22 protein-coding genes and 1 pseudogene are annotated in these 26790 nt (G+C 52.6%); 14 read left to right on the top strand and 9 right to left on the bottom strand.

Annotated features, from left to right (window positions below; translation table 11 throughout):
* Window positions 1-9 precede the first annotated feature (9 nt).
* The 5 genes from B1H58_RS17525 (at window position 10) to B1H58_RS17505 (ending at window position 4420) form a co-directional block, all read left to right on the top strand.
* Window positions 10-1143, top strand: coding sequence for a phosphoribosyltransferase domain-containing protein (locus B1H58_RS17525; protein ID WP_085071733.1), 1134 nt, complete (start codon window positions 10-12; stop codon window positions 1141-1143).
* Window positions 1136-1918 carry a hypothetical protein gene (locus B1H58_RS17520; RefSeq protein ID WP_085071732.1) on the top strand — a complete coding sequence of 261 codons (783 nt, stop codon included), beginning with the start codon at window positions 1136-1138 and terminating at the stop codon, window positions 1916-1918. Before B1H58_RS17525 ends, B1H58_RS17520 begins: the two co-directional genes overlap by 8 nt.
* On the top strand, window positions 1915-3000 hold the full coding sequence (locus B1H58_RS17515; protein WP_085071731.1) for a cysteine protease StiP family protein: 1086 nt from the start codon (window positions 1915-1917) through the stop codon (window positions 2998-3000). The genes B1H58_RS17520 and B1H58_RS17515 overlap by 4 nt, the downstream gene beginning before the upstream one ends.
* A gap of 2 nt (window positions 3001-3002) precedes the next feature.
* Window positions 3003-3944 (top strand): HpcH/HpaI aldolase/citrate lyase family protein, encoded by a 942-nt coding sequence (locus tag B1H58_RS17510; RefSeq protein WP_085071730.1) that lies wholly within the window; start codon window positions 3003-3005, stop codon window positions 3942-3944.
* A gap of 95 nt (window positions 3945-4039) precedes the next feature.
* Complete coding sequence (locus B1H58_RS17505) at window positions 4040-4420, top strand: tellurium resistance protein TerW (protein ID WP_157130206.1); 381 nt, start codon at window positions 4040-4042, stop codon at window positions 4418-4420.
* 108 nt (window positions 4421-4528) lie between these two features.
* On the opposite strand, the gene mqo is transcribed toward B1H58_RS17505, so the two are convergent.
* A complete protein-coding gene (gene mqo, locus B1H58_RS17500) occupies window positions 4529-6139 on the bottom strand; it encodes a malate dehydrogenase (quinone) (RefSeq protein ID WP_237172502.1) in 1611 nt (536 codons plus the stop codon).
* Between mqo and B1H58_RS21095 the strand changes: the two genes are divergently transcribed.
* From B1H58_RS21095 to dcuR, 3 genes are all read left to right on the top strand, one after another.
* Window positions 6057-6230, top strand: coding sequence for a hypothetical protein (locus B1H58_RS21095; protein ID WP_237172509.1), 174 nt, complete (start codon window positions 6057-6059; stop codon window positions 6228-6230). The two genes, mqo and B1H58_RS21095, sit on opposite strands and share 83 nt — an antisense overlap.
* A 150-nt stretch (window positions 6231-6380) precedes the next feature.
* Window positions 6381-7970, top strand: a complete 1590-nt coding sequence (locus tag B1H58_RS17495) for a sensor histidine kinase (protein WP_208615326.1) — start codon at window positions 6381-6383, stop codon at window positions 7968-7970.
* On the top strand, window positions 7967-8683 hold the full coding sequence (dcuR, locus tag B1H58_RS17490) for a two-component system response regulator DcuR (protein WP_085071727.1): 717 nt from the start codon (window positions 7967-7969) through the stop codon (window positions 8681-8683). Before B1H58_RS17495 ends, dcuR begins: the two co-directional genes overlap by 4 nt.
* A 235-nt stretch (window positions 8684-8918) precedes the next feature.
* Here the strand turns inward: dcuR and B1H58_RS17485 are convergent, their stop codons facing one another.
* Window positions 8919-9941: an LLM class flavin-dependent oxidoreductase gene (locus B1H58_RS17485; RefSeq protein WP_085071726.1), complete on the bottom strand. Its 1023-nt coding sequence runs from the start codon at window positions 9939-9941 to the stop codon at window positions 8919-8921.
* A 244-nt stretch (window positions 9942-10185) separates the two neighbouring features.
* On the opposite strand from B1H58_RS17485, the gene tyrP reads away from it, so the two are divergent.
* Window positions 10186-11397: a tyrosine transporter TyrP gene (gene tyrP, locus B1H58_RS17480; RefSeq protein WP_085071725.1), complete on the top strand. Its 1212-nt coding sequence runs from the start codon at window positions 10186-10188 to the stop codon at window positions 11395-11397.
* A gap of 101 nt (window positions 11398-11498) precedes the next feature.
* Here the strand turns inward: tyrP and B1H58_RS17475 are convergent, their stop codons facing one another.
* From B1H58_RS17475 to araJ, 3 genes are all read right to left on the bottom strand, one after another.
* Window positions 11499-12239 carry a nitroreductase family protein gene (locus B1H58_RS17475; protein WP_085072356.1) on the bottom strand — a complete coding sequence of 247 codons (741 nt, stop codon included), beginning with the start codon at window positions 12237-12239 and terminating at the stop codon, window positions 11499-11501.
* A 149-nt stretch (window positions 12240-12388) separates the two neighbouring features.
* Window positions 12389-14089 (bottom strand): tannase/feruloyl esterase family alpha/beta hydrolase, encoded by a 1701-nt coding sequence (locus B1H58_RS17470; protein ID WP_085072355.1) that lies wholly within the window; start codon window positions 14087-14089, stop codon window positions 12389-12391.
* Window positions 14090-14596: 507 nt separating this feature from the next.
* Window positions 14597-15775, bottom strand: coding sequence for an MFS transporter AraJ (gene araJ, locus B1H58_RS17465; RefSeq protein WP_085071724.1), 1179 nt, complete (start codon window positions 15773-15775; stop codon window positions 14597-14599).
* Between the two features lie 284 nt (window positions 15776-16059).
* On the opposite strand from araJ, the gene B1H58_RS17460 reads away from it, so the two are divergent.
* Complete coding sequence (locus B1H58_RS17460) at window positions 16060-16641, top strand: flavin reductase family protein (protein ID WP_085071723.1); 582 nt, start codon at window positions 16060-16062, stop codon at window positions 16639-16641.
* Window positions 16642-16699: 58 nt separating this feature from the next.
* Here B1H58_RS17460 and B1H58_RS17455 read toward each other — a convergent pair whose 3' ends face one another.
* The gene (locus B1H58_RS17455; protein ID WP_085071722.1) at window positions 16700-19045 is read right to left on the bottom strand and encodes a membrane-bound PQQ-dependent dehydrogenase, glucose/quinate/shikimate family; all 2346 of its coding nucleotides are present in this window, start codon (window positions 19043-19045) and stop codon (window positions 16700-16702) included.
* Between the two features lie 346 nt (window positions 19046-19391).
* Entirely contained in the window at window positions 19392-19850 is a 459-nt protein-coding gene (locus B1H58_RS17450; protein ID WP_085071721.1) for a MarR family winged helix-turn-helix transcriptional regulator, read from the bottom strand.
* 224 nt (window positions 19851-20074) lie between these two features.
* Here B1H58_RS17450 and B1H58_RS17445 point away from each other — a divergent pair, with 224 nt between their 5' ends.
* From B1H58_RS17445 to B1H58_RS17430, 4 genes and pseudogenes are all read left to right on the top strand, one after another.
* A complete protein-coding gene (locus B1H58_RS17445) occupies window positions 20075-20665 on the top strand; it encodes a non-oxidative hydroxyarylic acid decarboxylases subunit B (protein ID WP_085071720.1) in 591 nt (196 codons plus the stop codon).
* Between the two features lie 16 nt (window positions 20666-20681).
* Window positions 20682-22109: a non-oxidative hydroxyarylic acid decarboxylases subunit C gene (locus B1H58_RS17440; RefSeq protein ID WP_085071719.1), complete on the top strand. Its 1428-nt coding sequence runs from the start codon at window positions 20682-20684 to the stop codon at window positions 22107-22109.
* Between the two features lie 13 nt (window positions 22110-22122).
* Complete coding sequence (locus B1H58_RS17435; RefSeq protein ID WP_085071718.1) at window positions 22123-22359, top strand: non-oxidative hydroxyarylic acid decarboxylases subunit D; 237 nt, start codon at window positions 22123-22125, stop codon at window positions 22357-22359.
* A gap of 157 nt (window positions 22360-22516) precedes the next feature.
* Window positions 22517-23857 (top strand): annotated as a pseudogene (locus tag B1H58_RS17430) (MFS transporter).
* A 79-nt stretch (window positions 23858-23936) separates the two neighbouring features.
* On the opposite strand, the gene B1H58_RS17425 reads toward B1H58_RS17430, so the two are convergent.
* Together B1H58_RS17425 and B1H58_RS21210 are read right to left on the bottom strand one after the other, a co-directional pair.
* On the bottom strand, window positions 23937-24398 hold the full coding sequence (locus tag B1H58_RS17425; protein WP_208615325.1) for a hypothetical protein: 462 nt from the start codon (window positions 24396-24398) through the stop codon (window positions 23937-23939).
* A 233-nt stretch (window positions 24399-24631) separates the two neighbouring features.
* Complete coding sequence (locus B1H58_RS21210) at window positions 24632-26302, bottom strand: methyl-accepting chemotaxis protein (RefSeq protein ID WP_085071717.1); 1671 nt, start codon at window positions 26300-26302, stop codon at window positions 24632-24634.
* Window positions 26303-26790 lie beyond the last annotated feature (488 nt).

Here is a 26790-nt window from a genome sequence, read left to right as displayed (position 1 = left end):
GTCAGAGTTATGTCACAGTCAAAACAGCAGATTTATCAGCGAAAACTGACAAGCGGTACGCTAACGGTTACAACTACCAGCGACGTACGTCTGGACGCATTATTTGACATCGCTGAGCGTAGAAATCCAAAGCGGGCTTTTTTATTTGTCAGCAAGGTATTGGGCCGTCATATCCCTGTCTCTCCCGCCGTGATGAACAAAAGCTACGTTAACCTTGCTGCGGATATACCTGCCGATCTGCCTGAACCCGTGCTGTTTATCGGCATGGCCGAAACCGCCGTTGGCCTTGCAGCCGGTGTCTTCCGCGAGGTCAGTAAACGCATTGCACAGCCGGTTTTTCTTACCAGTACCCGACATCCTATCGACGGCGATTTGCTGTGCGAATTCAAAGAAGATCACAGCCATGCCACCGATCATCTTATCTACCATCCTGAAGATGCAACGCTGCGTGATCGTGCGCTAAATGCCCGAACGCTGGTGTTGATTGATGATGAAGCCACAACGGGTAAAACGTTCCTTAACCTTCTCCAGGCATTACGTGAGGCCGGTCTGAACGCCCTGACTCGCGTGGTCACCGTGACGCTTACCGACTGGAGTGGAGACGCTATCTCGCAAAATTGCCCTCTGCCTGTTGATGTCGTGTCGCTGGTTAAAGGCAACTGGATCTGGGCACCTCGCCCGGACGCGCCGGTGCCGGTGATGCCCTCTGTAAACGTCACGGCACGCGGATCTGCTTCAATCGCTAAACGTCAGGACTGGGGACGTCTTGGCATGCATGAAACATCGTGCAATCTGGGGGAAGCATTACGCACCGAGAAAGGTGAAAGAATTCTGGTTATCGGTTCCGGAGAGTTTGTCTGGCAACCTTTCCTGCTCGCTGAATGTCTGGAAAACCACGGCGCTGAGGTTCGATTTGGTTCGCTTACCCGATCGCCTATAGCCATCGGCATGGCGATAGAATCCGTCATCGCGTTTACAGACAACTACGGGTTAGGTATCCCTAACTTCATTTACAACGTTGCTCACCACACCTACGACCGTGTGATTGTGTGTGTGGAAACGCCGGTTGAGACAGTTTGTCCGGAACTGCTCGCCCAGCTCAGGAAAGTCTCCCCCCGCGTAGAGGTTATCAGTTATGAATAAGCCGGTTGCCCTGTGTGATCTTGACGACACCCTTTTTCAAACCAGACGCAAAATGCTGAATGAAATGCACCTGGAGCCTGTTCGTATTGGCGCATACGATCGTGAACACCAGCCCAGAAGCTTTATGTCAACTGAGCAGGCGATGCTGGTTGACTGGCTTCTGTCTACCGCTGAGCTTATTCCTGTCACGGCGCGTGGGACGGAAGAAACCGCCCGCGTCGCCGTGCCCTTCACATCATGGAAAGTGATGACGCATGGTGCGGTGATCGCTAATCCGGACGGCACGGTTAACCGGGAGTGGCAGGATATTATCATGTCCGGACTTGCCACCATGCATGACCGGCTGGTGAGCTACCGGCAGGTGCTGAGCGACAAGCTGGCGGAAGCGGGACTTGATGCATGGTGCAGGATGAATGTTGAATATGACGGCACACCGGTTTATTTCGTCATGAAACACAGGGACAGTACCAAAATCCAGGCGCTTTATGATTTCAATAAGGTGATGATGCAACAGCTTGATACCGAAGGATTTTACATCCATTCGAACGGCAATAACATCGCCTGGATTCCGGCTGGCGTGCAGAAGGGACTGGCCGTGGAATGGTTACTGAAAAAACTGCGGAATGAGCGAGGGGCGTTTCCAGTTTTGGGGCTGGGAGACAGTTTAAGCGATCACACGTTCATGAAGCACTGCCATTGGTTTGGGATGCCTTCCCGTAGTCAGTTTGCAGAGGCCATTAACGAAAGATTGTTTTGTGAGGGTAAAACAGTATGACGAGCAAGACACTTAAACCGTTTCACGGCTCTTACCTTCCTTCTGATATTCAGTTTCTGCTGGAACCGGTAGAGATCGAAATGACTTCAGTGGAAGAAAAAGAGCGACTGATCCAGTCCGGCCAGAAGCATTATTCCGATATGCTGAGCCAGGAACCGGCCCCGACCCCGGCTCATCTCGAGTTGTTTGGTAAAGCACTGGACGTTGGCGCGGCCAGAATGGCGCGCGAAGTTATCGCGTTGGCCAAAGGCCTGACAGAACAGATTCAGGCTCGCCCTGTTATTCTGGTGAGTCTGGTGCGCGCAGGCGTGCCGCTTGGCGTGATGCTTCAACGAGCCATCACGGATATGGGGCATCTCTCATTTCATTACGGCATCAGTATTATCCGTGACCGCGGTATCGATACCGAGGCGCTTGCTGTTATCGAATCCCGTCACGGTACGGATGGGATTATCTTTGTGGACGGCTGGACGGGAAAAGGCACCATCACCGGTCAGTTGACAGAAAGTCTTAAAAACCGTCCCGGTTACCCTAAAATGCCGCGTCTGGCTGTGCTTGCCGATCCTGCTGGCTGCGCATGGATAGCGGCCTCAGATAATGACTGGCTTATCCCTTTTGGCATTATGGGCGCTCCCGTTTCTGGCATGGTATCTCGATCCATATGGACTGAAACCGGCTTTCACGGCTGCGTTTTTTGTGAGCACCTGCGCGAATTCGAGTGCAGCACCCTGTTGGTAGACACCGTTGATCAGTTCCGTAAGCAGATTGATGCCGGTACCGTTCCCGCAGCACTTCCCTTCTCAACCCAATGCCAGAACCAGTCCAGTATCAGCCAGAAGGTCATACATAAGCTGGCAGAAAAATTCCATATAACGAACATCAACCGGATTAAGCCTGGTATTGCGGAAGCGACCCGGGCGGTTTTGCGCCGCGTTCCGGATCATGTCCTGGTGAGTAATAAAGCCGACCATGATGTTTCTCTGCTGGTTTATCTGGCTGAACAGAAAGGGATAACGGTTGAAGAAGTTGGCGATACTATTGGGTTTTACCGCGCCGTAACCATCATCAAAAAGGTGGCCTGATCATGAAAAAATGCATTTCCCCTTTCATGCTGGGTGCAACTCTCTATATGCCTGCCACGCGTGATGACCTCGCTGAAATCATTCTGCACGGAAAAATACCCGAACTCCGCTCGCTGGTTGTCTGCCTGGAGGATGCAGTAAGCGAATCCGATCTTGAACGGGCCTTAATGAACCTCGACGCGCTGCTTCAGGAACTGAGTGAAAATGTGGGCTCCGATGAGGCCGCTCTACGCCCTGTTGTTTTTATCCGCCCGCGTCACGAAGAAATGGCAGCGATACTTGTCAGTAAATATAAACTGACCGGTATTGATGGTTTTGTTTTGCCAAAGTTTACCCACGCTAACTTATCCTGCTGGTGGCAAATTCTCGGTTCAACCCATCTAGCGATGATGCCAACGCTTGAAACACGGGAAGTATTCGACGTAAATGCGATGAACGCGCTGGCCGTTGCGCTGGAGCAGCATCCCGCCAGGGAGAGAATCGTTGCCCTTCGTATTGGTGGGAACGATTTGATGAGTGTGATTTCAATGCGACGACCGAAAAATCTGACGCTTTACGATGGGCCTATGGGATATGTGGTGAAAATGCTGGTTGCGGTTTTTGCCCCCCGCGGTTTTTCACTTACTGCGCCCGTTTGTGAACAGATCGACAATATCGAACTCCTGGAGCGGGAGCTGGCGCTGGATATTGCCCACGGTTTAGTCGGCAAGACAGCGATTCACCCTTCGCAACTTGAACTGATTCATCGTGGTCTGATGGTTGAAACAGAGGAATACGAAGATGCGCTGCGCATTCTTAACTCAACCCAGGCGGTGTTTAAATCTCAGGGAGCAATGTGCGAACCGGCGACGCACTGGCGCTGGGCGACATCGGTCCTTGAGCGCTCGAAGCATTGTGGAATTGTGAAGCAGTTTGACAATGTGTTTTTTGCCACGCGCCAGTAGGTGCGTGCTTATTATCATTATGGTGTGTTATGTCCCTGAGCGCTAAACAGTACAGACAATACAAACTGATCGTTTTATTGAGCACGGGAAAGCCCGTGAGTAAGGATGCGCTGTTTCAGGAAATGGACTGTTCCGAACCGACATTTATCCGCGATTTAAGGGACATAAGAGAAGAGTTTCATGCCGAGATAAAGTTCCACAAAGCCAGCGGTAAATACCAGATGATCGGGGCAGGCGCGATCACGCCAAAGCTTGTAAAATACATGCGCGAGGCAATGACCATGCGTGAGAAGTCCGGCTCATCAACAAACGGTCAGACGGTTGTGCTGGACAAGGAAGGAAAGAAGCCGGTCTCTCTGTCGCTGCGTTTTTCCGTGCTCCGCAAAATAGAGACGTATGGCTATCGCAACGGGATGAACCGCAGCCAGGTCGTTGAGTGGCTGGTGGAAAACCACTTTGGTAGTAAGAAGAAATAACGCAGAGTACGGTCGTCTAAAGCGGGCAATAAAAAAGGCGGGGTTTTAAACCCGCCTTTTTACTTGCTATATCAGGGAATGCAAAGCTTACTTATTGATGCGCTCGCCTTACAGGGCCATATTGTACTGCGGCTCTGACGCTTTTGACGTCTCTGCTGCCGGTGCTTCAGCGGATTTACCTGCCATATTAATCACCGGCGGTTTAGTGAGTTGCAGAGTCGCTGCCGTGTCGTTCCACACCTGCTGTGCCAGCGCAGGATCGTCGTTCAGTTTCTTGCCGTAGCTCGGCACAACTTTACGAATTTTTTCCTGCCATTCCGCAGACTTGAACTGCTCCGGGAAGAGTTGCTTAACCACATCCAGCGCAATCGGAGCTGCAGTTGATGCGCCCGGGGAAGCTCCTAACAAGGCCGCTACCGTTTTCTGCTGATCGGTCACAATTTCGGTTCCCAGTTTCAGCACGCCGCCCTTCTCTTCATCTTTCTTGATGATCTGTACACGTTGACCCGCCTGGATCAGTTTCCAGTCTTCTTTCTTCGCGTTGGGATAATACTCTTTCAGCGCGGCGAAACGGTCTTCATCACTCAGCATAACCTGACCGACCAGGTATTTAACCAGATCAAAGTTATCCATGCCCACGTTTGTCATCGGGATAACGTTCTTGGTGGTAGTGGTGCTCAGCAGATCAAACAGTGAACCATTTTTCAGGAACTTGGTTGAGAATGTTGCAAAAGGTCCAAACAGGACAACCTTTTTGCCATCCAGATAACGGGAATCCAGATGCGGAACAGACATTGGCGGTGCACCAACGGAAGCCTGGCCATACACTTTCTGGTTATGACGTTGCGCAATTTCCGGGTTTTCCGTTACCAGGAAAGAACCGCCGACCGGGAAGCCTGCATACTTATCCGCTTCAGGAATGCCGGTTTCCTGCAGCAGCTTCAGAGCCCCACCACCAGCGCCGATAAAGACATATTTGGCATCAACGCTACGCGTTTCACCATTTTTGGCGTCTTTGATGGTGACATGCCAGGAATTATCGCTGTTACGTTTGAAATCGGTAACTTCAGAAGAGGTTTCCAGCTTGAAATTATCATTCTTCTTCAGGCTGCCAATCAACTGACGGGTAATTTCACCATAGTTAACATCGGTACCGACCGGCGTCCAGGTTGCGGCTACTTTCTGCTTCGGATCGCGGCCTTCCATAATCAGCGGAGACCATTGCTCAATCTGCTTATGATCGGTAGAGAATTTCATGCCCTGGAACAAAACGGTTTTCTGCAGAGCCTGATAACGACGGCTCAGATAATCGACGTTTTTATCGCCCCAGACAAAACTCATATGAGCCGTGGAGTTAATAAATGAGTGCGGATTATTCAGCACGCCCTTTTTAACTTGTGCAGTCCAGAACTGACGGGAAATCATAAAAGCTTCGTTGATTTCTAAAGCTTTCTTAACTTCGATAGAACCATCCGGACGCTCTGGCGTATAGTTCAGCTCCATATTTGCTGAATGGCCGGTACCCGCATTGTTCCAGCCATTGGACGATTCCAGCGCGACGCCGTCAAGTTTCTCAACCATGATCTGTTTCCAGTCAGGCTGAAGTTCTTCAAGGAAAGTGCCTAATGAGGCACTCATGATGCCGCCGCCGATCAGTAAAACATCGGTTTTCTCTGGTGCAGTTTCAGCATGCGCTGCAGAAGTTACTAGCAGAGCCAAAAGGGAAAGCGAAGGCAGTACTTTTGTTGATTTAATCATGCTTAGTCTTCAATATGTCGCAGTTATGGTTAAAAAAGCCAATAAACTTTAAATTATTGTTACTTAATAGTTAATTTATTTTTAGTTATTTAATTAAAAAAACAGCACCGCCTGTTACTTTAGTTACTAAATGCGCTACGCTAAGAACCTTATTATCTTAATGAACCTGTTACCACAGCCAAAAACCGCACCTAAGCGCCCAATGAAACTCACTACCCTGGCCACATTAATGATGGGCGGGGTCATATTTACGGTGCTGTTAAGCGTTCATCTGCTCTACTTTATTCAGATTGACAACTTCACGCATGACCATGTGAAAGACAAGGCGCTTGCCGTAGCGCGAACGCTGGCCGAAGATCCACAAATTCAACACAGCCTTACCCTGCCCGCTAACAATGGCGTTATTCAGTCCATTGCTCAGGCGGCAAAAAAGCGCAATGACTTACTGTTTGTCACCGTTACCGATATGAACGGTATACGTTACTCACATCCCAACCGCGCCTTAATTAATAAACGTTTTATTGGCGAAGACCTGCAGCCGGCGCTGGCCGGGCATGAAAACGTTGCGTTCAACCAGGGGACGCTGGTAAAAGCATTGCGCGTATTCACCCCGGTATTTAATACCCGGCATCAGCAAATCGGCGTCGTGGCGATTGGGATTTCACTCAGCGATGTTACGGCGCAAGTCAGTAAAAGCCGCTGGAACATTATCTGGACCTCTTTCTTAGGCGGGACAGTGGGATTATTGGGCGTCTTGATGCTGGTCAGACGCCTGAAAACAATTCTGCTTGGTCTGGAGCCGCATGAAATCTCCAGCCTGTTTGAACAGCGGCAGGCCATTCTTGACTCTGTAAAAGAGGGCGTGATTGCGGTTGATGCCCATGCGCGCGTTACGCTGATTAACCAGGCAGCGCAGCAGTTACTGCGCAAAACAGCCATCGAAGCACCGCTCAGCGGCGATCGGATCCCGGAAAACTCGCTGATGTTAAGCCATCTGCGGGAAGCCCTGCATGACGGTAAGGCGCGACATGATGAAGAACTTAACGTACGCGGGCGCATCATGATTAGCAATACCGTGCCGGTTCGCAGTCGAAAGCGTATTATCGGCGCAGTATGTACCTTCCGTGATAAAACGGAAATCAGTCAGCTGATGTTGCGCCTGGACGGTATGGTAAACTACGTCGATGCGTTACGTGAACGCTCCCATGAGTTCATGAATAAGCTGCACGTCATTCTCGGCCTGCTGCATATGAAAAATTATGCGCAGATGGAAGCCTATATTTTAAAAACGGCAAATAATTACCAGACGGAAATTGGGTCGCTGCAGCAACGTATTAAGTCACCGGTAATGACGGGATTTCTTTTAAGTAAAATCAACCGCGCCTCAGATAAAGGGCATCGCTTAATTCTCAACGATGCCAGTTATTTGCCGGATAGCGGCAGTGAAGAACAGGTCGCAGCGCTGATTATTATTCTGGGAAATTTAATTGAAAATGCGCTGGAAGCGTTAGATCAGCAGCAGGAAGGTGAAATTCATCTGCTGCTGCATTATCAGAATGGGTGGCTATCCTGCGAAGTCAGTGATGACGGCCCTGGCATTCCTGCCGCCCTGGAAAAATCTATTTTCGAAAAAGGCTTTTCTTCAAAAGGCGACGATCGGGGAATGGGTTTGTTCCTGGTTAAACAACAAACAGAAACGCTTGGCGGAAATATCAGCGTCGAATCTGAACCGGGTATCTATACCCAATTTTTTGTACAGCTCCCCTGGGGCAAAGGAAATCAGGCTTTATGATGAATGTGTTAGTGGTCGACGATGATGCTATGGTCGCTGAACTTAACCGTTGCTATATAGAACAGATCCCAGGGCTTACCTGTTGTGGTACCGCGTCAACCTTACAACAGGCAAAAGAGCGATTACTTCAGATCGAGCCGCCGGTCGATCTGATCCTGCTGGATATCTATATGCAGCAGGAAAACGGGCTCGATTTACTGTCAGAATTGCGCAATTCTCACTATCCCGTTGATGTCATCATTATCTCTTCTGCGGCGGATGTAGCAACGATTAAAACCTCGCTTAACTATGGCGTAGTTGATTACCTGATCAAGCCCTTCCAGTTCTCGCGTTTTGAAGAAGCGCTGACCCACTGGCGACAAAAAAGATCGCAGATGGATAATCAACAGTATTATCAGCAGGCGGAACTCGACCGTATCATTCATGGCCGCGCCTCAACCACTAATGAGCAGCAACGACTTCCTAAAGGATTAACACCGCAAACCTTACGCACCCTGTGTCAGTGGATTGATGCCCATCCTGACACTGAGTTCTCTACCGATGAATTAGCCGCAGAAGTCAATATCTCGCGCGTATCCTGCCGTAAATATCTTATCTGGCTGGCGGAAATTAAAATTCTTTTCACCACCATTCATTACGGCGCTACCGGCAGGCCGGTTTATCGTTATCGTTTGCAGGCGGAATATCACTCCCTGCTGAAACATTACTGTTAATGCGCGGGCCGGTAAGCACTGACGCTTATCGGCACCCTTTTCTCTTTTTTGCCAGGCTTGCTCGTTTGTTGGTTTATCTGTCGGCTATTTTAACGGCGATACCGTGGTTTATCAGATAAAAAAAACCTACGTCACGCGCGGCCTGACCCGGTTTCAAGCAATGCTTTGCGCTCTGACTACGAAGTGATCCTGCTATCAATATGCAACCCGTAGAAATAAGTTTATTCAGTTACGCTTAGCGCCAGCCCAGTTCAGGTGCGACCTGGGTCAAAACCGCTTCCAGCACGTGCGCGCAATAATCCACGCCGAGCTGATTGGGAATGGTTAGCAGCAGCGTATCCGCTTCGGCAATTGCTTCATCTTGCTTCAGCTGCGCAATCAGCGTCTCTGGCTCTGCGGCGTAACTGCGGCCAAAAATTGCCCGCGTTTTCTCATCCAGATAACCGACCTGATCGCCTTCCTGACGGCTGGCACCAAAATAAGCACGATCCTTTTCATTCACCAGGGGAAAGATACTGCGGCTTACCGAGACCCGTGGCTTGCGCGCATGCCCCGCTTCCAGCCAGGCGGCGCGATATGCGCGGATCTGCTTCGCCTGTTGAATATGAAACGCCTCACCGGTTTCATCATCTTTCAGCGTGGAGCTTTGCAAATGCATTCCCAGCCTGGCCGCCCAGATTGCCGTGGCGTTGGATCCCGATCCCCACCAGATACGCTCACGCAGGCCTTCAGAAAAAGGTTCCGGTCGTAACAGGCCTGGCGGATTGGCAAACATCGGCTGCGGATTGGGTTTGGCGAACCCTTCACCGCGTAGCACATCAAGCAGCACTTCGGTATGGCGTCTGCCCATGTCCGCGTCGCTTTCACCCTGCTGCGGCTGATAGCCGAAATAGCGCCAGCCATCAATTACCTGCTCTGGTGACCCCCTGCTGATGCCCAGCTGTAAACGTCCGCCGCTGATTAAATCGGCGATGCCTGCCTCTTCCGCCATATAGAACGGGTTCTCATAGCGCATATCGATCACGCCGGTACCGATTTCAATACGCCGGGTACGGGCACCGACCGCTGCCAGCAAGGGAAACGGCGCGCTAAGCTGGCGGGCAAAATGATGTACGCGGAAATAAGCGCCGTCTGCGCCTAAATCTTCAGCCGCTTCGGCCAGCGCGATCGATTGCTGCAGAGCATCAGCGGCGGTACGCGTTGCCGACTGGAACGACGGCCCCCAATGACCAAATGAAAGAAACCCGATTTTTTTCATGCTGTTGCCTTTTATAAAAATGCAGGATACCCGGTACGATTAACACCGGCTTTTTATCTGTTAACTGTAGCGGCCCGGCAGCCGGAAAGCATCTCCCTGTACCAGCAATCAGCCATTTTTATCGGGTAAAAAATGCTGTACAGCGGCAACAAGAATATCTGTAAGCAAGATTTGACGCCCTGTAAAGATTCCCTTACTCTGCGCGCATCGTGATGTAAGCGGAACCGTACATTCAGGGGAAAGCGTGAAGAACCGTACTTTGGGCAGTATTTTTATCGTGGCCGGTACCACCATTGGTGCCGGTATGTTGGCCATGCCGCTGGCCGCTGCGGGTATCGGCCCCGGCGTGACTCTGCTGCTGCTGGTAGGGCTTTGGGCGCTGATGTGTTATACCGCGCTGCTGCTGGTTGAAGTCTATCAACATGCATCGGCGGATACCGGACTGGGCACGCTAACGCGCCGTTATCTTGGTCGTCCCGGTCAATGGCTGACCGGTTTTAGCATGCTGTTTTTGCTCTATGCGCTGACCGCCGCCTATATCAGCGGCGCGGGCGAACTGCTGGCAGCCAGCCTGAGTCAGTGGTTCTCTACGGAAATTTCCGCCAGCAGCGGCGTGCTGCTGTTTACGCTGATTGCCGGCGGTATCGTTTGTGTTGGCACTCAGATGGTGGATATGTTTAACCGTGTGCTGTTCAGCGCCAAGATTATTTTGCTGGTGGTAATGCTGGGCCTGATGATGCCGCATATTCATCAAACCAATCTGCTGACGCTTCCGCTGGAGAAAGGCCTGGTGCTGGCCGCTATCCCGGTTATCTTTACCTCTTTTGGTTTTCACGGCAGCGTGCCCAGCATTATCAGCTACCTGAACGGCGATCTGCGTAAGCTACGCTGGGTGTTTATCATTGGCAGCGCTATTCCGCTGGTGGCCTATATTTTCTGGCAGCTGGCGACGCTGGGCGCTATCGACCAAAGCGCTTTCAGCGCCCTGCTCGCCAGCCATGCCGGGCTGAACGGTCTGCTGCAGGCGATTCGTCAAATTGTCGCTTCGCCGCACGTTGAGCTGGCGGTACATCTGTTTGCCGATTTGGCGCTGGCAACATCCTTTTTAGGCGTGTCGCTGGGCCTGTTTGATTATCTGGCGGATATCTGTAAGCGTAACGCCAGCGTTACAGGGCGTATGCAAAGCGGGCTGATGACCTTTCTGCCGCCGCTGCTGTTCGCCCTTTTCTATCCGCAGGGTTTTGTGCTGGCGCTTGGCTATGCAGGCGTGGCGCTGGCGGTGCTGGCGCTGATTATTCCCGCTCTGCTGGTATGGCGTAGCCGTCAGCAGCACAGCGCGGCGAGTTATCAGGTCGTGGGCGGCAGGCCTTTGCTGCTGCTGGTGTTTCTCTGCGGTATTGGCGTTATCGTTATTCAGTTATTGATTGCACTGGGCGGGCTGCCGGAAGTGGGATGACATAGATGTGGTGGTAGTGTACGCCGTTAATAAAACGCTGAAACAAAACGGGCCAGACGGCCCGTTTTGTTTTCAAAAGGAATAAACTCAGCCCGGCGGGCTTATTTATCTTTGCCGAAGCCCTGCTTTAACAGTGCTGGCAGGACGTTCGGGAAGTAGATGTTTTTATAGTAGTTGGCTACGGTCTGGCTCCAGTTTTCGCCGCCGTCGCGCTTGATATCACGCCAGTGCTGCTCCAGCTCGTGGTTAAACTGACCAATTTTCTCCACCAGGCCTTCCGTCTGATATTTCTCTTCATGACGGAAAGTAGACATCGGCAGGCGCGGCTTGAGATCGGCAGGACGATCGACATAGCCCAGCGCCAGGCCCACCAGCGGGAAGGTCAGCGACGGCAGCTCAAACAGTTCAATAAACTCTGCCGGGCTTCTTCTCATTCCACCAATCGGCACCACGCCCAGCCCCTGCGCACGCGCGGCGGCCATTGCCGACGCCAGGGCAATCCCGACGTCGGTGCTGCCGGAAACAATGCTTTCAATACTTTCGTGCGCGATCTGCTGCTCATCGATCAGGTTCATCGCCTCGCGCGTTTTATGCATATCCAGAACAAAAGTGATAAACACCGGTGCCTGCGCGATCCACGGCTGACCGCCTGCCAGCTCGGCGATTTTAGCTTTAGTGGCTTTGTCACGCGTAACGATCACAGAGACCTGCTGTGAATGAACAGAGGTTGGCGCCCGATAAGCAGACAAAATAATATTATCCAGAACGGCATCCGAAACGGGTTTATCAAGATAGCTGCGATCGCTGCGGTGATTAATAAATGTGTCAATAACCGGATTCATTATATTTCCCTTGTTATAAATATCTGGCGCAGTGTAGATGAGCGCAACATTAGCGGCTTCGCACTCTGTGCCGCCTGATATTTTCAATTTGCCTTCCCTGGCGCAGGATTTACCGCCCCGACGCTCAGACATCGGGGCGGTTTTGTGGCCTATTTTTCTGCTAACTTACCGTCACGCACCTGATACATTTTTTGATTATCGGGTCCGATAAAATCACTGGCCGGCTTGCCGATAGTCAGCCGATCATAGGCGCTGGATTTTACGGGCTCATAGTTTTCCGCCTTATTCACCGCGCCTTTACCGGTATAGCGGGCAATATAAGGATAGGGCCAGACGGGGCGCGTCGATGTTACGGCAGCGGCCGGTGTTGCATAAGGCTGACTGGGTCGCTGTAAACCATGAAATTGTTTCTCTGCCGAAGCGCCTGGCTCAGGCGGCATCCCCTGGGGTTTTACCGATGCAGCCAGTTTGCCGGTAATGATTTTTTCCGGTGCCTGCCCTTGCTCAGTCCAGCTCATCAGCGGCGTCAGAAGATCGATCTGATCGTATCCTTCGCCGTTGCCACAGTGCGCAACGCCGGGTAACAGGAAGAGACGCAGGAACTGATTAACGGCAGCTGCGCCAAGGGTTTTCTCAACGCCGCGATAATAGGCGATGGAAAATGCCGGACTAATGGAATCATCAGCCAGACCGTGCCAGATAATCAGTTTTCCGCCCCGCTGCTGGTAGCGATGTAAATTGGTATTCGCTGCGTTGTACAGCGGTGCCAGCTCAGCGACTGCCGCAAAATTATGGCTATTAAGCGGGAAATCCTTTATTGAGGTAATAGTGCGTTTTCCGCCAGGCAGCAGCACCGACTGTAGCGCAGGCAGTACCATCATTTCGGACACAGAATGGCCCGATGCCGAGTCAGGAACCGGCCAGCGCAGCTCCGATCCCAACGGCAAACCGGCTGGAACAAACTGATTGCCAGCGCTGTCGTGCGCGCCACGATAGAGATTTTCTGCAACGGTAATCTCTTCGCGGGTCAGGCAGTCTGATTTATCCTGCTGTTTTTCATCACACTGTTTTACCCAGTTTGCTGAGAAGGTGCAGGCATAAGGATTTTGCAAGATACCATCCTCCACCCCTGACAGCGTGGGGCAATATTGCAGAACCGCCCGATGCAGAACAGGCAAACGATCCTTTAACAGAATAGCGCTGCCGTCCGGACGTAAGTTCGCCGCCACATTCCAGCCATGATAAAAGGAATTCTGGAACTGGAAAAATGCGGCAGGCGCGCCGGCAGAAATACCATCGAAATCCTCCGGATACCGCTGGGCCTCCATTAGCGCTTCACGACCCCCATCGGAACAGCCCATAAAATAGGCATACTTTGGCTGTTGACCATAATAGGCAGCAACGAGCGCTTTGCTCAGCCTGGCGGTCAGGTGATTGGCCCGCCAGGCAAAATCGATACGTTTTTGCGGATCTTCGGCCCAGCTTGCGTCCATCATGCTGCCGCTGTGCCCCATATTGGTGGCGGCAACCGTAAACTCGCCGTTGGTGGCGGGCGTACAGCCGCTGGCATTAGAGAGCGTAAGATTAATATTGCCGCACAGCCCGCCGCAGCCCACCTGCAGAAAGCGCTGCGTCCACTTTTCCGTCGGCAATGCCACTTCTATGCCGATCGCTGGCGCAATGGTTGCGGCTACCTTACAGAAGTTTCCCTTTGCTGTTTGTATTACCGAGGCGGAAGTTATGGTCACCGGCGCGCCCACCTTTTCGCTCAGTGAAAGCGTGCTTAACTGCGCACAGGCCATTACTGGCTTAATAACCGGAAGATTTTCCGCCGCGCCTGCAGGCATCATTGCCAGCCATAGCCAACCACAAGCCAGCACCAGTGCCGCCTGATAGCCTTTCTTTACCCACTGTGCCATTTTCATATCCAGTTTATCTGTTTGTCTCGATTTCGCGATCTGACGGTTCTCTCTAAATAGCATTTTTTTTACGGCTACGTCGGACGGAAATGTGAAGAAAGCGTCAGGATTGAGCCAGCAAAGCGGAAAGGCCCGACAGAGCGGAAAAGCATAGACAGACAGAAAAAGGCAACGAGGGGAAAAGTAAACATCAGGCCACTGTTTCTTGATAAATTTGTGTTATCAAACACTTAATTACCACCCCGCATTCAGTACCAGTGATAACTGGATAAAAATAACCATATGGACGGTGTGGACATTGATTTCCCGGTAATCTTGACTAACTTTATTTACGAGTTCCTGTGTAACCCTTTGCTGTAGACGCCTTTCGTCGTCCGGCACCGCGCATTGCCACGGTGCCGGATTTTTTTATGCCCTGAATTGAACAATGTCACATTTTTAGCCTGTAACCTTCGCTTCAGAACAAAATGCCGGACGGGATTTTAAACGCCGATAGAGAAGTAGCGACAGTATGGCCGATAACGACAGCAGCGCAGCGGGCAGAGCCACATAGTTATAGGGGAAATGGGCGGTAAGCATTGCTCCGCCGCAGAAGGCGCCCAGGGCGCTACCGAGGTTAAACGCAATTTGCCCGCCCGCAGCGCCCAGCATCTCACCGCCTTTGGCATTTTGTAGCAGAAGAATTTGCAACGGCGCAGAGAGCGCGAACAGTCCGGCGCAGATGATAAACGCCAGGCTGAGCGAGGCGATATTCTGATAAGCAAAAAACAGAGTTAACGTTAACGCGACGGCAATCGTGAAGTTAGTTATCGCCACAATGCGCAGCGGCGAAAATCGGCTGGATAACTTCCCGCTTACTATATTGCCCAGCACCATGCCCAGCCCCACCAGCATCATAATCAGCGGCATCACCTGGTCGGAAAAGCCAGAGATGTAGATCATTACCGGCTTGATGTAGCTGAACCAGGCAAATACCCCGGCGTTACTGCACAAGGTAGCCAGAAAAATCAGCCACGGCGCAGCTGATTTCAGAAAGTGGAACTGTTCGCTGAGTCTGGCTGACGTGTTATCAGAAATATCAGGGATCCAAAAAACAATAGAGGTGATTACCGCGATATTAAAAACAGAGATCAGGAGGAAAGTTGATCGCCAGCTAAATTCATGGCTCAGCAATGTGCCCAGCGGAATGCCGATCAGGTTCGCCAGCGTCATTCCGGATACCATGCCGGCTACCGCTGCGGTCACTTTACCCGGCCTTATTACCCGGGTCAGGATAATCGCGCCGACGCCGAAAAACGCGCCGTGCGGAAAGCCGGAAATCAGGCGAGCAATAATCAGCATGGTATAGGAAGAGGAAAAGGTGAAGATAGCGTTGCCAGTAATGCACAGCGCCGCCAAAAATAACAGAATCGTTTTCAACGAGAACTTATGAGAGATAACGGCAATCACCGGCGCGCCGATAACCACCCCAAGCGCATAAAATGAGATCATATGACCTGCGGAAGAGACCGGGATGTCTGTATCACGAGCCAGTTCGGTCAATATGCCCATAATGCCGAATTCGGCCATGCCGAGTCCGAATGTTCCCAGCGCCAGGGAAATAATCACTTTGTTCATACCGCTAACCCTCGAGCTTTTTTTTATGGTGTCACGAATGGGGTTAGCAGAGCATTCACTATTCTCGTGATGTTATTAATAAACTTGCTAATAAAAAATCAGTGGCGGATCTGCGCCAACTCCTCTGCTGAAAGGCGGGTCATTTTAATAACCGTGGGTTGCATAAATTCCCGGGCCGTACCGGTGTGGTGATGACCACTTCGGTTTAACCATCCGGAGTGGCTTTCCGCTATGCTGACAGCACACGTCATCAGCGCGGCCCCGCCGCTTATTTAAGGTAAACGATGTCATATTTTCAGCCCGTAGCGCTTAACCATGCCAGCCGTCTGCTTAATCACGGCCCTACCGTTCTGATCACCAGCTTTGATGCTGCCTCCGGCAGACGTAATGTTATGGCTGCGGCCTGGTCAACGCCGGTTGAGTTTGTCCCGGCGCGTATTGCTATTGTGGTGGATAAAGGCACCTGGTCGCGAGAAATCATTGAGCAGAACCAGGCATTTGCTATCTGCGTTCCTACCGCTGCCATTGCTGATTTAACCTGGGCGGTAGGCAGCGTTTCCGGACGCGATAAGGATAAATTTGAACGCTACAATATTGAGGCTAAGCGTGGACCAGAACTCGGCCTGCCGGTGATCGAACAGGGCTGTGCCGCCTGGCTGGAATGCCGACTTCTGCCGGAAACCGAAGCGCAGCAGCAGTACGATACCTTATTTGGTGAGGTGGTCGCCGCCGCCGCCGATACGCGTATTTTTAACCAGGGCCGCTGGCAGTTCTCAGCCGAACATCCTGAGCATCATACGCTGCATCATTTAGGCGCCGGAAGCTTTGTTACCAGCGGGCCGCTGATACAGGCAAAGCCGCTCTGATCTTTCAGCCATAAAAAAAGCGCCCTTGCAGGCGCTTTTTACTTTTGCTTCGCGTTAGTTATTTCAGGCGGAACGCCACTACGCTGTCTCCGGCTTTGGTACCCAGCGAACCGTGGCCGCCTGCGGCGATCACCACATACTGTTTGCCATCGCTGCCCTGCCAGGTCGACGGCGTAGCCTGCGCGCCGGCGCTCAGCTCGGTCTGCCACAGCAGTTCACCAGTATTGATATCATAAGCACGGAAGAAGTTATCCGCCGTCGCGCCGTGGAATACCACATCTCCCGCCGTCACCAGCGGACCACCATGCGCCACCATCCCCATCGGGAAACCGATCGGGAAACGACCCGGCAGGAAGCTGGTGTTGAGGTTTTTCGTGGTGCCCACGCGGCGCAGCCATTCGGTTTTACCGGTTTTCAGATCCACGCCAACCATACGTCCCCACGGCGGGGCGATACAAGGTATACCCAGATCGGAAGCCAGCTGCTGGATATGAATGGCATAGTCGCCGTGGAAGTTCTCATTCCAGTAAGGCTGTCCATCCTGAGTGAACATACGTTTCGTGGCCGTTTCCGGCGTACGCTTGATCAGCGTATATTTATAGGCCAGGCGCACCGGCGAAGCGATCAGGATCTGCCGCTCCGGATCAACCGCCACGGAACCCCAGTTAAACACGCCGATATTACCCGGGAATATGACAGAACCCTGCTCGGTAGAGGGTGTCCAGGGATTACCGTCATAGCGCAGCGATTTAAAATCAATACGGCAGGCCATCTGATCGAACGGCGTAATGCCCCACATCGATTTTTCAGTCAGCGGCTCCGGCAGGAAGTTCAGGCTGGAAACCGGCTGGGTCGCAGCAAACTTCTCGCCGGCAACGCCATCGGTCGAAACCGGCACCTGCCGGACGGGATAAACCGGCTCGCCGGTCAGACGATTAAGAACAAACAGGTTGCCGGTTTTGGTCGGCAGGATCACCACCGGCTGTTTGCTGCCCTGATAATCAATATCAAGCAGTGACGGCTGCGACGGATTATCACGATCCCACAGATCGTGGTTAGAGCTCTGGAAACGCCATTTAAAGGTACCGGTCTGCAGATCCAGCGCCACCAGCGCATCGCGGAACTTCTCGGTATTGCTGTTGGCATCGCGCTCGATACCCAGCTCATCCGGCGAGGCGTTGCCAAACGGCACATAAACCAGGCCGTTATGCAGATCGGCGCTCAGAGTACCCCAGGCAATCGGCGTATCGTAAGGAAAGTTTTGGTTGGCGGCAATCGGCTGGGTTTGCGTTGGGTTGGCAGGATCGAAATTCCATACCAGGCGACCGCTCTGCGCATCATAGGCTCGTATCACGCCGGATGGGTTGCCTTTATCAAAACCGTTATCCATGACCGAGCCGCCAACAATCACCAGATTGCCCGCTACCAGCGGTGCGGCGGTCTGCATCAGCGCATGCGGACGGATTTCGCCCATATTGGCGCGCAGATCCACAATGCCGTCCTGGCCGAAATCAGCGCATCGCTTGCCGGTATCCGCATCCAGCGCCACCAGTTTGGCATCGGTGGTAGCGTTAAAGATACGCTTGCGGCAGATTGCCGGCGCATTATCCTGCGGCTGAGCAGCGCTGGCTTCATAGTAGCTAACGCCACGGCAGGTCTGGTGCTGCTGCAGATAAGAGCGATCCTTTTGCGGCACATATTTCCATTTCAGCTTGCCGGTTTCCGGCACCAGCGCATGGACTTCATTATGCGGCGTACAGAAATAGAGCGTGTTATTTGCCTTCAGCGGCGTCGCTTCAAAGGTATATTCGCTGGCATCGTCGCTTTGACGCAGATCGCCGGTGTGATAAGTCCAGGCAACCTCCAGATTATTCACGTTTTGCTTATTAATCTGGTTCAGAGCAGAAAAGCGCAGGCCGTTGTTGGTGCCACCGTAAGCGACCCAGTCTTCGTGTGCGACGGCGGCACTGCTGGGCTGGCGGGCATTGGTAATTTTACCTTCCTGCGGCAGCGGGTCGTAGAACATCAGGCCAATTACCACTGCGATAATAATAATCAGGGTAGACCCCAGGAACGGATGAAACTTACGTCCGGTCAACGGACGTACTACCCACGGCATCGCCAGCCAGACGCCGATCAGGCCGAGGATATCGCCACGCGGGATCCACTGCCATTTATCGAAGCCCACCTCATAAATAATCCAGAACAATGTAATCCACAATAAAACGGCACAGGCGGTTAAGGCGATTTTCTTATTCATCGCCAGGGTAATGGCGATAATCAATAGCCCGATGGCCATGACTGCGTAAAATGGGCTCCCCCCAAGCAGTAACAGCCTGCCGCCCATATAAAGCATAGCTATGCCGATCAGGGCGATAACTATCCCGGTAATTTTGTTAACCATGTTTCCCTCATAACAATTTACAAAAATTGAAAGTAAAACTAAAAAACATTACACGAAATCAACACAATTTTAACTTTGATATCGGGGCAATAAAATTAAACTAAATCTTATCTGTTAAGATAATTTGATGGATTCAGGCCAGATAAACCGCGCCAAATTATTTGTGCGGCGTCTCGCGCCGACTCAGAAATAATCAATCAGCGGAAATATTCAGGCAGGTTGTAAAGCATAGAAAAGAATTGCCACGTAATGCTAAAAAAAGGGGATCCGCAAGCTGTCTGTCCCCTGATTCAACAGGTTTTTTCGCCTGGGTAATCGATGGCGGCCCCGCCAGAGATGCAGGCAATTAATCAATTGCCTTACGCTGCGATGGCTCTGTAAACGGGCCGTTCTTTTCTGGCACCATTTTATCCAGCAGCCGGACAAACTCGTCCTGCTCGTGTTGCTCAAGCCGGTTAAGAAACGCCTGGTCAGCTTCACTGGCTAAGGGAATTGCATGTTGTAACTGCTGCTCGCCTGCTGGTGTCAGAAACACAAAGCGGCGACGCTTATCCTCAGGGGCATGCTCGCGCCGCAGAATGCCGCGCTTCTCCAGACGTGAAAGCATTTCCGCCAGCGTCGCTTTGGTGCTGACGGCAGCTTCAATCAGCTCGACCTGTTCAATACCCGGTTTTTCCGCCACCGCACGCAGCACTGAATATTGCGGTTTGGTCAGATCCGGCAACAGCTGCTGCCAGTAAGCGGTATGCTCCTGAAACAACTGGCGCATCAAATGAAAAGCTTCTTTATTTAGCGTTAAAGGCATTGGCCGCCCTTCCCATCAATAATCAGAGCGCCATTATAGGGCGCATCAGACTAAACGGAAAATTCTCGCGCGTTACCCTGCCTTAGCGCTTCAGGCTCACCGGACTCGCTGTTCATGATAAAAACGTTCCTGTACGAACTTTTTTTGTGGTAGCTGCTTGCATTCATGCTGCCTGCGGCCTAAGGTAATTTCATTGGTTCGTACACGAACGATGTGGAGGCGGAATGAAACTGATCGTAGGAATGACCGGCGCCACCGGCGCGCCGCTCGGCGTGGCGCTGCTGCAGGCATTACAGGCGATGCCCGAGGTGGAGACGCACCTGGTGCTGTCAAAATGGGCGAAAACCACCATTGAGCTGGAAACGCCCTGGCGCGTGCGCGATGTCGCCGCGATGGCGGATGTCTGTCATAACGCCAGCGATCAGGCTGCCACTATCTCTTCAGGCTCGTTTAAAACCGACGGCATGATCATTATTCCCTGCAGCATGAAAACGCTGGCCGGTATTCGCGCCGGCTATGCCGATGGGCTGGTGGGACGCGCCGCAGACGTGGTGCTAAAGGAGCAGCGCAAGCTGGTACTGGTGCCGCGTGAAACGCCGCTCAGCACCATTCATCTGGAAAATATGCTGGCGTTATCGCGCCTCGGCGTCGCGATGGTGCCGCCCATGCCCGCCTGGTATAACCACCCCGCTTCGGTTGAAGACATTACCCATCATATTGTGGCGCGCGTTCTCGATCAGTTTGGTCTCTCTTATCCGCAGGCCCGGCGCTGGCAGGGATTATCGCAGCCCCGGACGCAGGAAAACGCTAATTAACCTTAAGGAGCACGTTATGGCTTATGACGATCTGCGCAGCTTTTTGCAGGCGCTGGATGAACAGGGGCAGCTGTTAAAAATCAACGAGCAGGTGCAGGCGGAACCCGATTTGGCCGCCGCCGCCAACGCCACAGGCCGCATCGGCGAAGGCGCGCCCGCACTCTGGTTTGATAATATTGCCGGCTTTACCGATGCGCGCGTCGCCCTGAATACCCTGGGCTCGTGGCAGAATCACGCTATCGCGCTGGGTCTGCCGCCCAATACCTCAACCCGTGCGCAGATCGAGGCGTTTATGCGTCGCTGGGATACCTTCCCGGTCGCGCCCGAACGCCGCGACAGCGCACCGTGGCAGGAAAACAGCGCCGCAGGCGACGACATCAATCTGTTTGATATTTTGCCGCTGTTCCGTTTAAACGATGGCGACGGCGGCTTCTATCTCGACAAGGCCTGCGTGGTGTCGCGCGATCCGCAAGATCCCGATAACTTCGGTAAACAGAATGTCGGCATCTACCGCATGGAGGTAAAAGGTAAGCGTAAGCTCGGTCTGCAGCCGGTACCGATGCATGACATTGCGTTGCATCTGCACAAAGCGGAAGAGCGCGGTGAAGATTTACCCGTCGCCATTACGCTCGGCAACGACCCGATTATCACCCTGATGGGCGCCACTCCGCTGAAATATGATCAGTCGGAATATGAGATGGCGGGCGCGCTGCGCGAAGCGCCCTATCCGATTGTCAGCGCGCCGCTGACCGGCTTCGATGTGCCGTGGGGGTCGGAAGTGATCCTGGAAGGGGTGATTGAAGGACGCAAACGCGAGATCGAAGGGCCGTTCGGCGAGTTCACCGGCCACTATTCCGGCGGACGCAATATGACGGTGGTGCGTATCGATCGCGTCAGCTGGCGCAGCCAGCCCATCTTTGAATCACTCTATCTTGGAATGCCGTGGACCGAAATCGATTATCTGATCGGCCCTGCGACCTGCGTGCCGCTCTGGCAGCAGCTGAAGGCGGAATTCCCGGAAGTGCAGGCGGTTAACGCGATGTATACCCACGGCCTGCTGGCGATTATCTCGACGAAAAAACGCTACGGCGGCTTTGCCCGCGCGGTCGGCCTGCGCGCCATGACCACCCCGCACGGACTCGGCTACGTCAAGATGGTGATTATGGTGGATGAGGATGTCGATCCGTTTGATTTGCCTCAGGTGATGTGGGCGCTCTCCTCCAAAGTAAACCCGGCGGGCGATCTGGTTCAGCTGCCGAATATGTCGGTGCTGGAGCTGGATCCGGGCTCGTCTCCCGCCGGCATCACCGACAAGCTAATTATTGACGCCACCACGCCGGTCGCGCCGGATAACCGCGGCCACTACAGCCAGCCGGTCAAAGATCTGCCGGAGACGGCCGAATGGGTGGAAAAACTGAGCGCAATGCTGGCAAACCGTAAATAACAGGAGAAGAGCTATGCTATGTCCACGCTGTGGCGATCAACATATTGAATTAATGGCAACTTCGCCGGTTGCCGGTGTCTGGACTGTACATCAATGTCAACGCTGCCTGTATACCTGGCGCTCGACCGAACCACTGCGCCGCACCAGCCGGGAACATTATCCGGAAGCGTTCCGTATGACGCAGCAGGATATCGATAATGCGCCGCAGGTGCCTGCTATTCCGCCATTGCTCCCGGAAAGCGAGCGCTAATTTGCACGCTGGCAGCGCCCTGTTTCGGGCGCTTGCCTGCAAAGAGTGCAACCTTTCCCGGCAGCAGAACGCGCCATCCCCGCACTTACCCTTTTTCTCCAGCTGGCATCGCCTTTGCTTAATACCAGACGTTGCTCACGTTTTCAGGAGAAAAGCTATGCTTGCTACCGCTGCGGCCAGCCGCTACCGCTTTAAAATCTTTGCCCTGCTGTTTTTTATTGCTCTGATTAACTACATCGACCGCGGGGCGCTCTCTTTTGCCGCCAGTGCCATCGCCGCTGAATATCAATTTACTAAAGTGCAGCTTGGGGCGGTGCTGGGCTATTTCGGCTTTGGCTATCTGTTCGGTTCGCTGTGCGGCGGCTTCCTGGCCGACCGCTTCGGCACGAAAAAGGTCTAGCTAATGGCGGGCGTACTCTGGTCACTTTTAGAGATTGCCACCGCCTGGGCGGGCGATTTAGGTATGGCGCTGTTCGGCGGCTCGGCGATCATGGGGTTTGCGGCGCTGCGTATTCTGTTTGGCTTCGCGGAAGGCCCCGCCTATGCGCTGATGAACAAGGCCATCGCCCACTGGGCGCCGGACAACGAGCGCGGCATAGCGTTGGGGATTGGTTTACTCAGTACTCAGGTCGGCTCGCTGCTTACCGCGCCGGTAGCGGTCACGCTGCTGTTACTGACCAACGACTGGCGGATGATGTTTATCCTGCTGGGGGTGATGTCGCTGGTGGCGATGGTGGTGTTTGCCCGCGCTTTTAGCGATACGCCAGAACAGCAGCCCGCCGCGAATGCGGCCGAACGCCTGCTCATCAGCCGTGGACAAGCGCCGGAGCCGGCAGGGGGCGTGCCGCTGCCCTGGTGGCGTTTCTTTACCAGCCGGACGCTGGTCTGCAATGCGCTGGGCTATTTTTCGTTTCTCTATATTACCTTCACCCTGGTAACCTGGGCACCCAAATATCTGCAGGATAATTTCCATTTCGATCTACAGTCGTTGGGCTATATCGCCATGCTTCCCTGGAGCGGCGCCTGTATTACCGTGCTATTGGGTGGGAGAATCAGTGATTTGCTGCTGCGCCGTTTTGCTAATCTGCGCCTGGCGCGCAACCTTTTCGCTGCGTTAACGCTGCTGCTGGCTGGCGGCTGCTTTCTGGCGATCCCGTGGATGCCCTCCGCCAGTACGGTTATTTTGATGATGACGCTGGGCAATGCGCTGAATGCGTTAGTCAATAATGTCTACTGGTCAGTAGTGATTGACGTTACGCCGCGCGCCAGCGTGGGCACCTACAGCGGCATGACCCTGGCGATAGCTAATCTGGCCTCGATTATTTCCCCGATGCTAAGCGGCTGGCTGGCGCAATATTATGGCTACAACGCGATGTTTACCGCTACCGCGCTGATTGCTTTCGCCAGTATGCTGGCAATGATGCTGTTACAGCCGGAGAAAAAACTGAGCGCTGAGCGTGCCGGTTCGTTGCCGGTTAGCCGGGCGGCCAGCCACTGAACCGCGACGTAACAAAAAAAACAGGCATTATTATCCTGAAAATAATGCCTGCTGATTACTAACAGATAAAACCGGCTTATTATTTCTTTTGGTTAAGATAATCCGTCAGGAAATGCTGCGCATTGCCATAGGATGAGAGCGACTGACTGTAGCTAATGCGATAAGGCTGCTTCTCATCAGGAAGATAAAGCTCGCCCATGCCGGAACCGAGCATATTTAAGGCGATAAAGCGTTTGCCATCCACCATTAGCGAATAGGTTTTCTTTTTATCGTTTTTTTGCACATCCATTATCTGAATGCGTTGGCTCCAGGGGTGATCGATATTAGTAATCTGCACCAGCGCTTTATTGTCCTTGCGCGGGCCATAACGTAATATCCACACCTGAATGCCCTCTTCGCCCTCCCACGCCTTCACTTCCTCCGCGACTTCCGGGCGCGCAGACGACGAGCTTTGCGCCGCCTTATCCTGCGCGATGACATCATGCGTTATGGGCATAATCGCCAGCGTAGCCAGCATAAAGGCCATACTTATTTTTTTCACCGATAAACTCCTTTTCTTGTTTCGGGGCGGCAGAAATAATAATCAATAAATAAGTTTAGTCAATAACAATTATATTAATTAGCGCAACTTAATAAGTATTTTATCAAAAATGATTTTTTCGATAATTATTTTATTTCACATATTTATAATTAACTTTTTTATTTTTAATTACCCGGAAATTAATTAAAGCCGACCCTGTTTCAGGTCAGCTTTCTCTATTTAATGAGTGGTTGTCAGAAAGCTTCCCATCCTTCTGTCGACAGCGTTTCCTTTGGGCGCGCGAGCGCGGAGCGCGCAACATTAGCTACCGGCTTTCTCGCGACTGGTTGTGACAACGTAACGCCTGTGGTAAGACGAAAGGTCGCTACCATCTGGTTCAGATGTCGGGCCTGATCTTCCAGCTGGCTGGCCGCCGAAGATGACTCTTCAACCAGCGAGGCGTTTTGCTGCGTGACCTGATCCAATTCGACCACCGCAATGCCTACCTGGCTGATGCCACGGCTTTGCTCTTCAGAAGCAGAGGAGATTTCATCCATAATATCGCGCACCTGCTTAACCCCAACCACGATGGCTTCCATCGACTCTTCAGCGGCAACCGCCAGCTTTGTGCCTTTTTCCACACGTGAAGAGGACTCATCAATCAGCCCTTTAATATCTTTGGCCGCTGCCGCGCTGCGCTGGGCCAGATTGCGCACCTCTCCTGCAACCACTGCAAAACCGCGCCCGTTTTCTCCGGCGCGTGCCGCCTCTACCGCAGCATTCAGCGCCAGGATATTGGTCTGAAAGGCAATGCTTTCGATAACGCCGGTGATCTCAGCAATTTTCTTCGCGCTTTCTTCCAGGTCGTAAATGGTCTTGATTACTCCATCAACAATATCTCCGCCTTTCTCAGCGGTCTCTGACGCCGATAACGCCAGTTTGGATGCCTGCAGCGCATTATCCGCATTCTGTTTTACGGTAGCGGTAATCTGTTCCATGCTGGCTGCCGTCTGTTCCAGTGAAGCGGCCTGCTGTTCCGTACGCGATGAGAGATCGGCATTGCCTGCGGCAATTTCGCTAACGCCGGTAAGGATGGTTTCAGAGCCGCTGCGCACGTTGCTGACGGTATTGACCAGCGCCTGTTGCATACGCGCCAGGCCATTATGCAGTCGCCCCATTTCAGTTCGCGCCAGCGGATCTATTTTCACCGGCTGCGTGAGATCGCCATGTTCAATCGCATCAATATGATTAAGCGCGGCAGTGAGCGGCTGCAACAGCACGCGCTGCAACACACGCCAGCTGAGCGCAACGCAGGCTAATACCAGCAGCATCACGCCTGCCAGCAACATTTCCATTCGCTGGAAATGTTGGCTGCTGTCCTCAGCCGCCTGACTGGTCAGATGATTGACCGCGCTGCGCCAGCGCTCGTAATCTTCCAGCATCGCCTGCTGTTTCGGCGCGGCATTAATGGCAAACATTGCAGCCAGGCTGTGCGTATCCGCCGTGTCCATCAGTTGCTGCAACAGCGTCGAGTAAGCTTTATAGCTGGCGTTAAGTTCAGCGGTCAGATGCGGGTCAAGCTGTTTCAACGGCGCGCCAGACTGATACTCCTGATACCAGCGCTCTGCTTCCTGCAGCTGTTGGCGTCCGTGTTGGATCATCCCAGGCACTTTTGCGCTGGCTGGGCCTTCCTGCTGGATCCAAATAACGATGCGGTTAGCATCGGAACGCACCGCGTTCAGCGCATACCAGGCGTTGGTCAGCGCAGTGACCTTGTCATTGGCCGTGGTGGCGGTAAAGAAATTTTCCTTGTCATTGCTAAGTGAATTAAGAAACAGTCCGCCGGAAGCGAATTGCAGCAGGCCAAACAGAGCGATACAGCAAATCAGAAAGGTGGATGTTTTGATACGGCTGAAAAAGGACATAGCTCCCTCAAATAAAGTGATAAACATCACACTTATCGGCAACTTTACCGGTAACATTAGCATCATTGATTAATCATCAGGCAGTTGAAAAGGCGGATTATGCTGCTGCCTGTTGCTGTAAGGGGTGCTGGCTGCAGGAGAGAGAGTAGAAAACCCGGTTAGGTTATCCGTTAATCTGAAGATGACCACGAACCATTGACTACTGGTTTATTTATGCGTTTTTATCGGGCTGGATTGTCAGGCCATGAACAACGTATGATGACGCCGGTCATGCAGTGTCGTTATCCTGCTGGCCCAAACAGGGAAACCCTGTATAAATCAAACGCAGCGTAATGGCTATCTGTCAGAGTGTTGCAGCGCCTGAGCTGCCGAAGCACATAGGGTTGAGAGCAGAATTTATCCATAATAAGTAATGCCTTAGCTGTTGTTAGGTTTTACTTATTGATTCAATAATGGATACGCATTAGATCTCAATCACATTTTTCGGT

The sequence above is a fragment of the Pantoea alhagi genome (assembly GCF_002101395.1).
Taxonomy (GTDB): Bacteria; Pseudomonadota; Gammaproteobacteria; order Enterobacterales; family Enterobacteriaceae; genus Mixta; species Mixta alhagi.
Note: the sequence above shows the minus strand (reverse complement) of the source record. Positions and strands in the feature narration are given on the sequence as shown.

Bases quoted from the DNA above. Each gene is read 5' to 3' on its own strand.
- B1H58_RS17450 (WP_085071721.1), bottom strand. From the start codon at position 19,850: ATGCCTTTAACGCTAAATAAAGAAGCTTTTCATTTGATGCGCCAGTTG.
- B1H58_RS17455 (WP_085071722.1), bottom strand. From the start codon at position 19,045: ATGGTTAACAAAATTACCGGGATAGTTATCGCCCTGATCGGCATAGCT.
- B1H58_RS17485 (WP_085071726.1), bottom strand. From the start codon at position 9,941: ATGAAAAAAATCGGGTTTCTTTCATTTGGTCATTGGGGGCCGTCGTTC.
- B1H58_RS17460 (WP_085071723.1), top strand. From the start codon at position 16,060: ATGTCATATTTTCAGCCCGTAGCGCTTAACCATGCCAGCCGTCTGCTT.
- B1H58_RS17440 (WP_085071719.1), top strand. From the start codon at position 20,682: ATGGCTTATGACGATCTGCGCAGCTTTTTGCAGGCGCTGGATGAACAG.
- B1H58_RS21210 (WP_085071717.1), bottom strand. From the start codon at position 26,302: ATGTCCTTTTTCAGCCGTATCAAAACATCCACCTTTCTGATTTGCTGT.
- B1H58_RS17495 (WP_208615326.1), top strand. From the start codon at position 6,381: ATGAAACTCACTACCCTGGCCACATTAATGATGGGCGGGGTCATATTT.
- B1H58_RS17435 (WP_085071718.1), top strand. From the start codon at position 22,123: ATGCTATGTCCACGCTGTGGCGATCAACATATTGAATTAATGGCAACT.
- B1H58_RS17515 (WP_085071731.1), top strand. From the start codon at position 1,915: ATGACGAGCAAGACACTTAAACCGTTTCACGGCTCTTACCTTCCTTCT.
- B1H58_RS17525 (WP_085071733.1), top strand. From the start codon at position 10: ATGTCACAGTCAAAACAGCAGATTTATCAGCGAAAACTGACAAGCGGT.
- B1H58_RS17475 (WP_085072356.1), bottom strand. From the start codon at position 12,239: ATGAATCCGGTTATTGACACATTTATTAATCACCGCAGCGATCGCAGC.
- B1H58_RS17520 (WP_085071732.1), top strand. From the start codon at position 1,136: ATGAATAAGCCGGTTGCCCTGTGTGATCTTGACGACACCCTTTTTCAA.
- B1H58_RS17510 (WP_085071730.1), top strand. From the start codon at position 3,003: ATGAAAAAATGCATTTCCCCTTTCATGCTGGGTGCAACTCTCTATATG.
- dcuR (WP_085071727.1), top strand. From the start codon at position 7,967: ATGATGAATGTGTTAGTGGTCGACGATGATGCTATGGTCGCTGAACTT.
- B1H58_RS21095 (WP_237172509.1), top strand. From the start codon at position 6,057: ATGATGCCGCCGCCGATCAGTAAAACATCGGTTTTCTCTGGTGCAGTT.
- araJ (WP_085071724.1), bottom strand. From the start codon at position 15,775: ATGAACAAAGTGATTATTTCCCTGGCGCTGGGAACATTCGGACTCGGC.
- B1H58_RS17470 (WP_085072355.1), bottom strand. From the start codon at position 14,089: ATGATGCCTGCAGGCGCGGCGGAAAATCTTCCGGTTATTAAGCCAGTA.
- B1H58_RS17445 (WP_085071720.1), top strand. From the start codon at position 20,075: ATGAAACTGATCGTAGGAATGACCGGCGCCACCGGCGCGCCGCTCGGC.